Genomic DNA, 13,275 nt, shown 5'->3' on the forward strand with positions numbered 1-13,275 from the left:
TTTAATACATTTATCGAATAAACAATTCACAAGTACATGAGTAAATTCTATTACAATGAAGAACAGGAATCGTATGATGCGATTGTTGTAGGAACTGGTATTAGTGGTGGATGGGCTGCTAAAGAATTATGCGAGAATGGATTAAAAACTTTGGTGTTGGAGCGTGGTCGTATGGTAAAACATCGTGAAGACTACCCAACAGCCAATATGGATACATGGGATTTTCCCCATGCTAGGCAACCCACTAGAGAAGATTTAGCCAAACAAGAAAAGCAAAACAGAACAGGATACACTACAAGGGCAGATTCTAAACATTGGTTCGTTAATGATTTGGAACATCCTTACAATGAAACTAAACGTTTTGATTGGATGCGTGGTTATCATGTAGGCGGTCGTTCTATAATGTGGGGACGTCACAGCTACCGTTGGAGTGATTTAGATTTTGAAGCAAATAAAAATGATGGTATCGCTGTTGACTGGCCAGTTCGCTATAAAGATATTGCACCATGGTATGATAAAGTAGAGTCGTATATTGGGGTATCTGGTGAACTGTTAGGGCTTTCACAATTACCAGATGGGCAGTTTGAGCCCATGATGCCTTTAAACTGCGTTGAAGACCATGTTCGAAATAGGGTCTCAGAGCATTTTAATGGTAGGGTTATTACTGCTGGTCGGGTTGCTCATATTAATAGCGATAAGAAGTTTGAAGGTGATGGCCGTTCAAGATGTATGTATCGTAATCGTTGTATTAGAGGTTGCCCGTTTGGGGCTTATTTTAGTAGTGTTTCTTCTACTTTACCCGCCGCTGAAGCTACAGGTAATATGACCTTAAGACCCGATTCTATTGTCCATGAAGTTATTTATGACGCAGATACTAAAAAGGCTACGGGTGTTAAAGTGATTGATAGGGTCACTAAAGAGACATATGAATTTAAAGCCAAAGTGATTTTCTTATGTGCTTCTGCAATTGCTTCCACAGCTATTCTTATGCAGTCAAAATCTGATCGTTTTGAAAACGGTCTTGGTAATGATTCTGATCAACTAGGAAGAAATATTATGGACCATCATCTTAATGTTGGTGCTTCAGGAAAGTTTGATGGATTTGAAGATAAGTACTATAAAGGAAGAAAACCGAACGGAATTTACATTCCTAGATTTAGAAATTTAGGCGGAGATAGCAATCGAACAGATTTTAAACGTGGTTATGGATACCAAGGAGGCGCTAGTAGAGGAAATTGGGAAGATATGGTTGCAGAAACCACCTTTGGCAAGGGTTATAAAGATGCTGTTCTAAAACCTGGTGGATGGACTTTTGGTATGGGTGGTTTTGGTGAGGTGCTACCTTATGAAGACAATCGAATGACCATGGACTATGATCAACTTGACCAATGGGGGTTGCCAACAGTTACTTTTGATGCAGAACTCAGGGAAAATGAATGGAATATGCGTAAAGATATGAAGGAACAAGCCGTTGAAATGCTTGAGAAAGCTGGATTGCGCGATGTTGAACCACGTGACAACCCTGGAGCTCTAGGTTTAGGTATTCACGAAATGGGCACCGCACGTATGGGGCGTGACCCTAAAACATCTGTTCTTAACGAGTACAATCAGGTACATGCCTGCAAAAATGTTTATGTTACTGATGGAGCTTTCATGACCTCAGGAGCATGTGTAAACCCATCATTAACTTATATGGCCTTTACGGCACGAGCAGCCAACCATGCTGCACAAGAACTTAAAAAAGGAAACATCTAATGGAAAGAAGATCAGCACTTAAAAATATGGGAATGGTATTTGGCTATGCCGTTGCCACCCCAACTTTATTAGGATTGGTACAAAGTTGTAAAGACAAACCCCCATATGCGGAGTGGGTTCCAAGTTATTTTGATAAAGACAAAGGCTACGCCATAGCACAAATGGTCGATGTCATTTTGCCAAAAACTGATACTCCATCTGCAACGGAAGTTAACGTTCATGTGTTTATCGATGAATTTGCCAATAGTGTTTTACCCAAAGAACAACAAGGCTTTATGAAAATGCTTATGGATAAGTTCATGAGCAAGGCCCTTACTGGTTCTGGCAAAGAATCCCTAGCAGATATTGAAGGCGTCGATTTTGAGCCTTTACTCACAACTTACCTAAAGAAAAGGTCAGATGAAGAGGAAGAAGCTCATGAAGAAGCCATTGGTGATTATATGGAGGCCATCATGAAAGGGGAGTCAGCGGAGTTAGATGATGATATAGCTTGTTTTGCTTTTGCAGGCAATGTTAGGAATATGGCTACTTGGGCCTATAAATCATCAGAATATGTTGGAGAAGAGGTATTAGCTTATCTTCCAGTGCCTGGTGAGTATATTGCTTGTGGGGATCTTGATGAACTTACTCAAGGAAGGGCTTGGTCATTATAAAGAGCAATTGACCCAACCCATTGTTATTAACTCCCATCTCATTATAGAGATGGGAGTTTTGTTTTTACATCAAAAATTACCCCAAAATATAAACTATTTTGGGGTAATTAATCAAATAAACACTATCACACTATGATCCGCACATAAGGCAGTCGTCATCTGCCTGACCTTCTTTGGCCCGTGCAATCATTTCTTTCATTTCAGCCGCAGTCATTGGCTGAATATCTACTTCTTGTTGCGTTAATGGGGTTGAATCAACCTTTATACTTTCTGCAGCTTTAGGATCTGCTGCCTGTACTTCTGCCTCTGCAGCAACGCTTACTGGAACTTCTTTCTTCTTTGTATTATCTAATGTGAACTTAATAGCATCAACTGCGGCTTTAGTTCTCAAATAGTACATCCCAGTTTTTAAGCCACTCTTCCATGCATAAAAGTGCATAGATGTCAACTTAGAGTAATTGGCATTCTCCATAAAAAGGTTTAAAGACTGACTTTGATCAATAAAATAGCCTCTATGCCTTGACATGTCTATAATATCTTTCATACTTAATTCCCACACCGTTTTATACAAATCTCTTATCTCTTGTGGAATAGTTTCAATATGTTGAATAGATCCATTCGCACGCATCAATTCTTGTTTCATATTTTCATTCCAGAGACCTAGAGCAACTAAATCTTCTAAGAGGTGTTTATTTACTACAATAAATTCTCCAGAAAGCACTCTTCTGGTATATATGTTTGAGGTATAAGGCTCAAAACATTCATTATTGCCTAAAATCTGAGAAGTTGATGCTGTTGGCATAGGAGCGACCAGAAGTGAGTTACGAACTCCATTTTTCTTTACTTCTTTACGCAGTTTTTCCCAATCCCAACGCCCAGAAAGCTCTTCATCCTTAATTCCCCAAAGATTATGTTGAAATTCTCCTTGAGCTATTGGAGATCCCTCATAAGAAGAGTAGGCTCCTTCTTCTTTAGCAGCTTCCATTGAAGCAGTGACTGCAGCAAAGTAAAGTGTTTCGAATATCTCTTGATTCAGCTTCTTTGCTTTATCGCTTGTAAATGGTAAACGAAGCATAATAAAAGTGTCTGCTAAACCTTGTACGCCCAAGCCAATAGGTCTATGACGCATATTTGAATTCTCAGCTTCTTTTACCGGGTAATAGTTTCTGTCAATTACCTTGTTTAAGTTTTTAGTAACTCGTTTTGTTACTTTAAACAATTCTTTATGGTCAAACTCGCCATTTTTTACAAACATCGGCAGTGCAATTGAGGCAAGGTTACATACTGCTACTTCATCAGGAGAGGTGTACTCTAAAATCTCTGTACAAAGATTAGAAGAGCGTATAGTGCCTAAATTTTTCTGGTTACTCTTTCGGTTAGCTGCATCTTTGTACAACATATATGGTGTTCCAGTTTCAATTTGAGATTCTAGAATTTTTTCCCAAAGATCACGAGCTTTTACCGTTTTTCTACCTTTACCCTCAGCTTCATATTTAGTATATAACTTCTCAAATTCCTCACTATGATTGGTAAAAAGCCCTGGACACTCATTTGGGCACATTAAGGTCCAATCTTCATTGGCTTCAACACGTTTCATGAACAAATCTGAAATCCACATTGCATAAAACAAATCACGTGCACGCATCTCTTCTTTACCATGGTTCTTTTTTAAATCTAAAAAGTCATAGATATCAGCATGCCAAGGTTCCATATAAATAGCAAAACTTCCTTTTCGTTTTCCTCCACCTTGATCAACATAACGAGCAGTATCATTAAAAACCTTCAGCATTGGAACGATGCCATTGGAAGTACCGTTTGTACCCCCGATATAAGATCCTCTAGCACGTATGTTATGAATAGACAGGCCTATGCCTCCTGCTGACTGAGAAATTTTAGCTGTTTGTTTTAAGGTATCATAAATTCCATCAATACTATCTTCTTTCATTGCCAATAAAAAGCAAGAAGACATTTGCGGTTTTGGAGTCCCAGAGTTAAACAAAGTAGGTGTCGCGTGTGTAAAATACTTCTTAGACATCAACTCATATGTTTCTATGGCAGCATCTAAATCATCCACGTGAATACCTACTGATACGCGCATTAACATATGCTGCGGACGTTCTGCTATTTGACCATTTACTTTTAATAAATAAGATCGTTCCAATGTTTTAAAGCCGAAATAATCGTAGCCAAAATCTCGGTTGTAAATAATCGTAGAATCTAATCTTTCGGCATTTTCTGAAATCACTTTAAATACTTCATCTGAAAGCAAGGGTGCTTTTTTGCCCGTTCTAGGATTTACATATTCATATAAATCTTTCATCGTTTCAGAAAAAGATTTTTTAGTATTCTTATGTAGGTTCGACACAGAAATACGTGCGGCAAGTTTTGCATAATCAGGATGCGTAGTAGTCATCGTAGCCGCAATTTCTGCTGCTAGATTGTCTAACTCCGATGTAGTAACCCCGTCATAAAGACCTTCAATAACGCGCATGGCAACTTTTAAAGGATCTACAAGGTCGTTAAGACCATAACACAGTTTTCTTACTCGAGCTGTAATCTTATCGAACATTATCAACTCTTTTCTTCCGTCTCTTTTTACTACATACATGTGGCTACTTTGTTTTTTTTATTTATAAAATATACTGTTCATTAACTCAAACAAGAATAACTTGCAAGGGTTTCAGGTAGGTTTGTGTTCGCTTGGGGCAAAAAGGCAAAGGAATTTTCTAATTAGAAGATTGATTTACCAATAATCTTTATCTATCTAAAAGTCCGCGTCGAAACTAATTTTCTGGGCATCTTCGTCTTTATCCTTATTAAGTACTCCAGCCTTTTGATATTCTGAAACTCTTTTCTCGAAGAAGTTTGTTTTACCCTGCAGCGAAATCATATCCATAAAATCAAAAGGGTTTGTGGCATTATAAACCTTATCACATTCCAACTCGACAAGCAATCTGTCAGTCACGAATTCCAAGTACTGGGTCATCAATTTAGAGTTCATTCCAATAAGACTTGCTGGCAAAGATTCTGTTATAAACTCACGCTCAATATTTAAAGCGTCAGTTAAAATAGCAGTAATACGTTCTTTTGGAACTTTGTTTATTAAATGCTTATTATGAAGATGTACTGCATAATCACAATGCATTCCCTCATCCCTAGATATTAATTCGTTGGAAAAGGTAAGGCCTGGCATCAAGCCTCTTTTCTTTAACCAGAAAATAGAACAGAACGCCCCTGAAAAGAAAATTCCTTCAACTGCGGCAAAAGCAATTAAACGTTCAGCAAAACTTGGAGATTCTATCCAATTTAAAGCCCAATCTGCCTTTTTCTTAATTGCTGGAAAATTTTCGATTGCTTTAAATAATACATTCTTTTCTTTTTCATCTTTTACATAAGTATCTATCAAAAGAGAATACGTTTCCGAATGTATGTTTTCCATCATAATCTGAAAACCATAGAAAAATTTTGCTTCTGCATACTGCACCTCACTCACAAAATTTTCTGCTAAATTTTCATTGACAATACCATCAGAGGCGGCAAAAAATGCCAAAATATGCTTAATAAAATAACGCTCATCATCATTTAATTTGTTATTCCAATCCGTAAGATCTTCACCAAGGTCTATTTCCTCTGCAGTCCAAAAACAAGCTTCACATTTCTTGTACCATTCCCATAAATCATCATGTTTAATAGGAAAAATTACAAATCGATCTTCATTTTCTTCTAAAATTGGCTCGATGGCAGCTGACATAGTATTATTTATTAAAATTTGAATATTGGATTGAAATTACCTTACGGCAGGGACTAACAAAGATTCAAAAATGTTACCGAATTGTAAAGTTTGTTTGAGTTAATCCCTTGCAAAGTTTTTAACACGAATTGTTGAAATGTAGGTTGGCAAGTGATGTTTATTGCCTTGGAGGAAAAGCTTTGCGTATTCTCTGATAATCAACAAAAAACAGTAAAAAAAAAGACCAAAAAGTATGTTTTAAACAATACCTTTTGGTCTTTTAAATGTTACCACCAAACCGTACGGCCCGGTCATTAAATCCATCTATCCAGTCTAGGTAGTTCCCCCGAAACCTAAATCAAGAAATCAAAATTTTCATGACCAAACACTTTATAAATTAACATACTTTAAGCATGCTTGGTTGGCCGTACGCTGGTTGGTACATATAACTTAATTTATTTGTCGATTACCGAGGCGACAAGCTCTTGATTGTCAACTGGTTCTTTATTGTCTATAGCAACAGCCAGTAACAACATAATTATCAATGCAATGAATAGAATAAAGCTTTTTCGCATTTTTTTGTTGTTTTATTGTACTTCCGAAGATAATTAGCACCTGAGGTCAACACATCTCTCTATGTATAAATGGTATCAAAATTTGTGTAAATGGAAATCAAAAAACAACGGCTCTTGAGAATCTTGGAGATTTCTTAAAAATCATAACTAAATACTTGCAAATTGATTTTATAGGCTTAAACAGCCAACTATAACCTATTATGGTCCATCAACACAAATTTGCAAACAACCCATATATATTAGTAGTAATTTTATAAGATATTGAATATCTTTTTTAAATGTTAGAAGCAGTTCTAGTAGATGATGAATCCAAAGCTTTAGAAAGTTTAAGTTGGGAGTTAAGTAATTTAAGTGATGAAGTCAAAATAATCGCATCTTTTACTGATGCGCATGAGGCTCTTAATTACTTAGAAAAAAACACACCCGACTGTCTGTTTTTAGATATTGAAATGCCAACAATGGATGGATTTCAGTTTATTAAGAATTTGAAGAATAAAAACTTTCCTGTTGTTATTACCACGGCTTATAATCAATATGCGCTTAAAGCACTTAAAAACGAAGCAATTGATTATTTGCTTAAACCTATTGATAGTGATGATCTTAACGATACTATTACCAAAGTGAAAAGGTTTAATAACAAAAATTATACTGCAGAGCGACTAGAACAGATATTGATTAACTTCAACTCAAAAGCCATTAAAAAGAAGATTACTATCAATACGGATGGTAAACTTTTATTTTTGGACAGTGAAGATATTTTATATGCTGAATCCGATGGCAATTATAGCACGCTGTTCTTAGAAGACGGACAAAAAATATTACTTACCAAAAAACTAAAAGAGGTCAATCAAATATTACCGCCTGAATCTTTTTTCAGAATTCATAACTCGTTTGTTGTTAACTTAGGAAAAATCAAGGAATTTTTGAAAACCGATGGCTACGTAATACTCAAGACCAATCATAAAATTCCTGTCTCAAGACAAAAGAAATCTGATTTTTTAGATTTACTATAACTTTTTTGAATGCTGAAAACCCATAAAGCAACACTTTCAAAAATAGCTTACAAAAAAATAAGAATCTTTATGGGCCTTATTTTTTTTGCCATTGGGTGCTTTGGTGTTTCGCAGACTAACGCTGAGGATATTTCACCCGAAGTAGAAAAACTTTTGATAGTTAAACCGAAAACATATTTAAAAATAGATAAGGCCCTAAAACCGCATCGAAGAGATACTAGTTTCTTAAAGGCTTTTATCCAAAAAGCAATAACCGATGATTACTCTGAAGGTCAAATGTATGCCCTTAACCAGATGGGCACGACTTTTAGAAACTTTTCAGAGTTTAGAAAAGCCATCAAATTACATCAAGACGCCTTAAAACTTTCGGAAGAGCTAAACAATAAAGAGTTTATTGTTTTGAGTTTAAATATGTTGGGTGTGGTTTATAGAAGAACCGATGCTGTTAAAACCGCACTTGATTACAACCAAAGGGCTCTAGAATTGGCCGAATCCGTTGAAAATCCATCTGAGCATATAAAGAGGCATATTAATATTTCTCTTAACTGTATAGGTCTTCTATATCAGACCCTCGGTCAATATGATTTGGCGATTTCGCAATTTGAAAGAGCATTGAAATCTGAAGCTAAGCTCGATAATAAACTTGGTCTCGCCATTAACAATCAAAATATTGGTAAGTGTTATGAGCAAAAAGAAGAGCTAGAAATCGCCTTGGATTTTTACAGAAAATCTCTAGCCCTAAATGATGAAATAAATAACAATTATGGCAGATTAATATGTAAGAACAGTATAGCGCAAATCTATCTAAAACAAAATATGCCTAATGCAGCCTTGGTTTTATTACAAACATTAAAAGAACCTGCTGTCAAAAATGGAGACAAGTCTCTTACTTCTTCAATTCTAATAAACACGGGTTGGGCCCAAATGGAAGTTGGCATATTGCCGGAAGCAGAAAAAAATATAGTGAATGGTAGAAAAATGGCCATTGAAAGTAGTGTACCAAGTTTGGTAATGTACGCCAACAAACATCTTTCTGATTTAGAAATTAAAAAGGGCAACCTAAAAGCCGCACTCGACTACTTTAAAAACGCCGAAGAAATTGACGAAGAAATTACCAATGAAAGAAACCTTAGGTACATCAATGACTTGATACTTAGATATGAAAGTGAGAAAAAAAACAGTCAAATTTCAGTTTTGGCTCAAGAAAACGAGTTGGTAAGGTTACGACTGAGAAAAAATCAAACGACAATTTTAGTGAGCACTCTAATTATTGGGTTAATTGGCACCATTCTTTTTATCATGTATAGGCAATACCAATCCAATTATGAAAAAAGGGTTTTAGGGCTTGAACAACATATGCTGAGAAGTCAAATGAATCCTCATTTCTTATTCAACTCTTTAAATTCAATCAAACTATACATCATAAATAATGATAAAAAAAATGCGGTTCATTATCTAAATAAATTCTCTAAACTGGTTCGTAGAATACTAGAAGGATCTTCACTGAAAGAAACCCTTTTGTCAGAAGAATTAGAAACGGTAGAGCTTTATTTGAATATTGAAAACATAAGATTTTCTAACGAAATTGAATATGTAATTGAAATAGAAGATGATATCAATGTTGATCAAGTTAAAATACCTTCACTAGTGCTTCAGCCATTTCTGGAAAATGCTATTTGGCATGGACTTTCGGGGAAGGAAGGAAAAAAGAATTTATGGATAACGGTTAAAAAGAAAGATGACATCCATCTACAAATAAGTATAGTTGATAATGGTGTTGGCCGTAAGGTCTCTGAAGAAATAAAAGAGAATAGGATTCTCAAACGAAAATCGGTTGGAATTGATATTACCAAAGAACGATTGGCTAATTTTGCCAAGGATTATCAATATGATTTTAATATTGATATTATTGATTTATTTGAAGACAACGGTAAATCAAGGGGCACTAAAATAATACTTGAAATACCTATGGTTTAGTATTTAATTCTAGTGCCACTTTTTCAAGTTCTTTATACCAATTAGCACCAAACTTTCGAATCAAAGCTTCTTTTACAAACTTATAGATTGGCACTTTCAATTCGGAACCCAAACTGCAGGCTGGGTCACAAATTTCCCATTTATGGTAATTTACCGCAGTAAATTCTGTATACTCTCTTACTCGAACCGGATATAGATGGCATGACACCGGTTTTTTCCATGAGGTGGCACCTCTATTGTAAGCTTCTTCCAATCCACATTTAGCGGCACCTTCTCTTGAAAAAATAACATAAGCACACTCACTTTTATTAACCAATGGTGTTTCCCACTCTCCATCTTCGCCTTTAATAAAGGCTCCCTGTTCTTCAATTGCAGCTATTCCTTCAGGTCTTAAAAAAGGTTTGACCTTAGCAAATATATCCACTAAAATTTCGGTTTCATTATCCTCTAAAGGCGCTCCGGATTCACCATCAACACAACAAGCTCCTTTACAGGTATTCAGATTGCAAACAAAATCGTTTTCAAGAAGCTCTTCTGAAATTAAGGTGTTATCAATTTGAAACATACTACTATTTAATAACAACAAATTTAATCATCAGTTCTGTAATCCAACGAGCTCTTTTCAACGTAAATTTGCACATCATTTAACATTGTTTCAAATGAACTTTAATTTCAAAGAAATTGCAACAGCAAGCATGGTGCTTTTTGCGGTCATTGATATCTTAGGTAGTATCCCTATAATTATTTCATTACGAAATAAGGTTGGCCACATACAATCTGAAAAAGCATCAATTGTTGCTGCCTGTCTTATGGTTGCATTTCTATTTGTTGGAGAAAGCATTCTAAGTCTTATTGGTATTGATGTAAACTCATTTGCTGTTGCTGGAGCCTTTGTTATTTTCTTTTTAGCTATTGAAATGATTCTGGGCATTACACTTTATAAAGATGAAGAACCTGAGAGTGCTTCTGTGGTTCCCATTGCCTTTCCACTAATTGCTGGTGCTGGCACATTAACCTCTATTCTGGCCCTTAGAGCGGAATACTACGTCGAGAATATTATAGTGGCCATTGTCATCAATATTATTTTTGTGTATTTCGTTTTGAAATCTTCAAAAAAGATTGAACGCGTATTAAGCAAAAATGGCTTGAGTGTGCTACGAAAAGTTTTTGGTGTAATTTTGCTAGCCATTGCGGTAAAGCTTTTTGCCACAAATGTTAATCAGTTGTTTTAGTTTCAAAATTATATGAGCAAGACTTTTATTATAGTTTTAGTGGCAATTGCATTGGCTTTGGCCATTTATAATATCACCTTGTTAGATTTTAATAACTTGTTTGAGGGAGATAGCTTAATTGCTTGTATTGGGGTTTTGGCTTCTTTATGCGCTATCGTAATTCTCTTGATTTTTAATACTTCAAGAAAGATTTCGGAAAAACTTAAGAATTAAGTAGGGTTAGTCCTTAGATTGAATCAAAGCTTCGTCCATTATTTGCATAACTTCAGTATCCAAATCTAAAATCTTATTAAGCATTTGATCTTGGCCGCTCTTTAATTGTACACCTAGGTTTGGAGAATACAATTGTTCCGCTATATTAGCCTTAATGTAGGTTTTAATTTTTTCTTCATTACCATAGAAATCTAATTTCAAATTCCTGTTTAGCAAATAATCAATAAAACGCTCAAAAATAATATCATCGACCCGATATTCTTCAATGAATTCATGCTTGGGATAATTCAAAAATCTGCTTCGATCCTGCTCTAAAAATCGAAAAACAAAGTCGGAAAAATAGCCTGATGAATCCAAGCTCTCGATACGTTCTTCATCTAAAGTACCAATCGGTACAAATATATCAGGAATGATTCCGCCACCACCATAAACCACCTTACCTTTGGGTGTGGTAAACTTTAATGAGTCGGCTACTTTGATACTATCCACAGAAATCAATTCACCACTACTATACCTTTCCATAAATTTTTGATAGTAATCTTTATGTCCTTTCTCATATGACTTTTGAATAGAACGACCTGTTGGAGTGTAGTATCTAGATACGGTTAACCTTACCGCAGAACCATCTCCCAAATCCATTTCTCGCTGAACCAGTCCTTTTCCAAATGAGCGTCGTCCTACAATGGTACCTATATCATTATCTTGTAATGCGCCTGCAATAATTTCACTTGCGGAAGCTGAGCGTTCGTTAATCAATACATAAATTGGGTTATCTTCAAAACTGCCTCGGCTAGTTGCATAGGCCTTTTTAATGTTTCCTTTTTTGTTTTTAGTAAACAAAATGAGTTTGCCATCCTTTAAAAACTCATCAGCCATCTTTTCTGCAATCCCCAGATAGCCGCCAGGGTTGTCCCTTAAATCAAGAACTAACTTCTTAGCTCCTTGTTTTTGAAGGCTGAGTAAGGCGCTTTTGAATTCTTTAAAAGTAGATTCAGCGAATCTGTTGATTTTTAAATACCCTAGGTCATTTGTCAACATAAAATTGGCGTCAACGCTTTTTATTGGTACCACATCTCTTTTGATCGTCACCTCAAAAGTTCTCTCTTCAGATTTTCGATATACTCTAAGTTTTACTTTGGTACCTGCTTTGCCTTTTAATCGTTCTACCAAATTTGAATTTGGGATACGCCTACCAAAAAGTGTGTCATTATCTGCCAATAGTATTTTATCCCCAGCACGTAGACCTTTCTTATAACTTGGTCCATCTTTTATGGTCCGAACAACGGTCACCGTGTCACGGAACATATTAAATCGAATTCCGATGCCCACAAAATCGCCTTTCATGTTTTCAGATACAGCTTCCATTTCATGTTTAGGAATATATACAGAATGGGGATCCAGCTTTCCTAAAATATTATTCACTGTAACATCAACGATACTATCAGTGTTAATTTCATCGACATACTCGTAATCAATATAATCTATAAGCCTGTTTAACTTATCTTTCTTAGAATTTGTAGAAAATAGTTTTTCTGGAGTGTCATTAAAATGAAGTTTACCTCCGATAAAAATGCCCAGTGCCACGGCAAGTGCAAGTAAGGTAGGTAGAATATAGCTATATTTCTTTTTCATAGTTTGGGGCTAAATGGATTATACCATTTCTTCTAAAATTGGCAAATGCATAAGTTCGACTCCAGCTCGCTCCAAAAACTTAAGCCCTGAATTATCTTTATATGCATTTTGATATACCACACGTTTTATACCAGATTGATGAATCAACTTACTACACTCGCGACATGGGGATAATGTAATGTAAAGAGTTGCCCCCTCGCATGATTGAGTTGAAGCAGCAACTTTTAAAATGGCATTTGCTTCAGCATGTAATACATACCACTTGGTATCACCTTCCTCATCCTCACAATAATTCTCAAATCCTGTGGGGGTACCATTATATCCGTCGGAAATAATCATTCGGTCTTTTACAATGATTGCACCTACTTGTTTACGCTTGCAATAAGAAAGTCTTCCCCACTCCCTAGCCATTCGTAAATAGGCCTTGTCATATTTTTCTTGCTTAGTTTCTTCCATGAAACATTTTGAGGATGATATTTAAATATACCTGCTTTG

The 13,275-nt window shown here is 35.8% G+C and carries 11 protein-coding genes; 6 read left to right on the top strand and 5 right to left on the bottom strand.

The features are described from left to right. Positions 1-36: 36 nt before the first annotated feature. Together RM706_RS03410 and RM706_RS03415 are read left to right on the top strand one after the other, a co-directional pair. Positions 37-1,755: a GMC oxidoreductase gene (locus RM706_RS03410; protein WP_311349620.1), complete on the top strand. Its 1,719-nt coding sequence runs from the start codon at positions 37-39 to the stop codon at positions 1,753-1,755. Then, positions 1,755-2,408, top strand: a complete 654-nt coding sequence (locus RM706_RS03415) for a gluconate 2-dehydrogenase subunit 3 family protein (protein ID WP_311349621.1) — start codon at positions 1,755-1,757, stop codon at positions 2,406-2,408. Before RM706_RS03410 ends, RM706_RS03415 begins: the two co-directional genes overlap by 1 nt. A gap of 130 nt (positions 2,409-2,538) precedes the next feature. Here RM706_RS03415 and RM706_RS03420 read toward each other — a convergent pair whose 3' ends face one another. Then, positions 2,539-5,016, bottom strand: coding sequence for a ribonucleoside-diphosphate reductase subunit alpha (locus tag RM706_RS03420; RefSeq protein WP_311349622.1), 2,478 nt, complete (start codon positions 5,014-5,016; stop codon positions 2,539-2,541). A 156-nt stretch (positions 5,017-5,172) separates the two neighbouring features. Then, a complete protein-coding gene (locus tag RM706_RS03425; RefSeq protein WP_311349623.1) occupies positions 5,173-6,159 on the bottom strand; it encodes a ribonucleotide-diphosphate reductase subunit beta in 987 nt (328 codons plus the stop codon). 832 nt (positions 6,160-6,991) lie between these two features. On the opposite strand from RM706_RS03425, the gene RM706_RS03430 reads away from it, so the two are divergent. Next, a complete protein-coding gene (locus RM706_RS03430) occupies positions 6,992-7,726 on the top strand; it encodes a LytR/AlgR family response regulator transcription factor (protein WP_311349624.1) in 735 nt (244 codons plus the stop codon). Positions 7,727-7,795: 69 nt separating this feature from the next. Continuing rightward, positions 7,796-9,703, top strand: coding sequence for a tetratricopeptide repeat-containing sensor histidine kinase (locus RM706_RS03435; protein ID WP_311349625.1), 1,908 nt, complete (start codon positions 7,796-7,798; stop codon positions 9,701-9,703). Here RM706_RS03435 and RM706_RS03440 read toward each other — a convergent pair. Continuing rightward, the gene (locus RM706_RS03440; RefSeq protein ID WP_311349626.1) at positions 9,693-10,268 is read right to left on the bottom strand and encodes a DUF3109 family protein; all 576 of its coding nucleotides are present in this window, start codon (positions 10,266-10,268) and stop codon (positions 9,693-9,695) included. The genes RM706_RS03435 and RM706_RS03440 overlap by 11 nt on opposite strands. 94 nt (positions 10,269-10,362) lie before the next feature. On the opposite strand from RM706_RS03440, the gene RM706_RS03445 reads away from it, so the two are divergent. Next, the gene (locus RM706_RS03445) at positions 10,363-10,935 is read left to right on the top strand and encodes a MarC family protein (RefSeq protein WP_311349627.1); all 573 of its coding nucleotides are present in this window, start codon (positions 10,363-10,365) and stop codon (positions 10,933-10,935) included. Between the two features lie 12 nt (positions 10,936-10,947). Continuing rightward, positions 10,948-11,148, top strand: coding sequence for a hypothetical protein (locus tag RM706_RS03450; RefSeq protein WP_311349628.1), 201 nt, complete (start codon positions 10,948-10,950; stop codon positions 11,146-11,148). Positions 11,149-11,154: 6 nt separating this feature from the next. Here the strand turns inward: RM706_RS03450 and RM706_RS03455 are convergent, their stop codons facing one another. Next, positions 11,155-12,780: a S41 family peptidase gene (locus RM706_RS03455; protein WP_311349629.1), complete on the bottom strand. Its 1,626-nt coding sequence runs from the start codon at positions 12,778-12,780 to the stop codon at positions 11,155-11,157. 18 nt (positions 12,781-12,798) lie between these two features. Beyond that, a complete protein-coding gene (locus tag RM706_RS03460) occupies positions 12,799-13,236 on the bottom strand; it encodes a deoxycytidylate deaminase (protein ID WP_311349630.1) in 438 nt (145 codons plus the stop codon). Positions 13,237-13,275 lie beyond the last annotated feature (39 nt).

Source organism: Croceitalea rosinachiae (genome assembly GCF_031846445.1).
GTDB lineage: Bacteria > Bacteroidota > Bacteroidia > Flavobacteriales > Flavobacteriaceae > Croceitalea > Croceitalea rosinachiae.

Bases quoted from the DNA above. Each gene is read 5' to 3' on its own strand.
- RM706_RS03415 (WP_311349621.1), top strand. From the start codon at position 1,755: ATGGAAAGAAGATCAGCACTTAAAAATATGGGAATGGTATTTGGCTAT.
- RM706_RS03445 (WP_311349627.1), top strand. From the start codon at position 10,363: ATGAACTTTAATTTCAAAGAAATTGCAACAGCAAGCATGGTGCTTTTT.
- RM706_RS03425 (WP_311349623.1), bottom strand. From the start codon at position 6,159: ATGTCAGCTGCCATCGAGCCAATTTTAGAAGAAAATGAAGATCGATTT.
- RM706_RS03420 (WP_311349622.1), bottom strand. From the start codon at position 5,016: ATGTATGTAGTAAAAAGAGACGGAAGAAAAGAGTTGATAATGTTCGAT.
- RM706_RS03455 (WP_311349629.1), bottom strand. From the start codon at position 12,780: ATGAAAAAGAAATATAGCTATATTCTACCTACCTTACTTGCACTTGCC.
- RM706_RS03435 (WP_311349625.1), top strand. From the start codon at position 7,796: ATGGGCCTTATTTTTTTTGCCATTGGGTGCTTTGGTGTTTCGCAGACT.
- RM706_RS03460 (WP_311349630.1), bottom strand. From the start codon at position 13,236: ATGGAAGAAACTAAGCAAGAAAAATATGACAAGGCCTATTTACGAATG.
- RM706_RS03410 (WP_311349620.1), top strand. From the start codon at position 37: ATGAGTAAATTCTATTACAATGAAGAACAGGAATCGTATGATGCGATT.
- RM706_RS03440 (WP_311349626.1), bottom strand. From the start codon at position 10,268: ATGTTTCAAATTGATAACACCTTAATTTCAGAAGAGCTTCTTGAAAAC.
- RM706_RS03430 (WP_311349624.1), top strand. From the start codon at position 6,992: ATGTTAGAAGCAGTTCTAGTAGATGATGAATCCAAAGCTTTAGAAAGT.
- RM706_RS03450 (WP_311349628.1), top strand. From the start codon at position 10,948: ATGAGCAAGACTTTTATTATAGTTTTAGTGGCAATTGCATTGGCTTTG.